Source organism: Pseudomonas sp. PME37.24/006 (assembly GCF_055556635.1).
In genome coordinates this window covers 1-266 of record NZ_JBVHNL010000138.1, presented here as the reverse complement: position 1 = coordinate 266, position 266 = coordinate 1, and the positions used below count along the sequence as shown (strand labels likewise).

General features: G+C 69.5%; 1 protein-coding gene. It reads left to right on the top strand.

Features of this window, described 5'->3' with window-relative positions:
- The coding region (locus ACZ3GY_RS24145; protein WP_465912291.1) for a sensor histidine kinase at window positions 1-266 on the top strand (266 nt) is incomplete at both ends.

Here is a 266-nt window from a genome sequence, read left to right as displayed (position 1 = left end):
AACCTCCTGGAGAACGCGATCCGCCATACGCAGAAGGGGGGCTCCATCACCGTCAAGGTCGAGCGCGACGCCGCGGGCGTGCGCATCGCCGTCCAGGACACCGGCGACGGGATCGAGCCCGCCGACAAGGACAAGCTGTTCGAGAGCTTCTATCAGGGCGCGGGCAGTTCCGGCGGGCGCTTGGGCCTGGGCCTGTCGATCTCCCGCGAGATCGTGCACAGCCACAAGGGCCGCATCTGGGTCGAGAGCCCCGGGGCGGGGAAGGG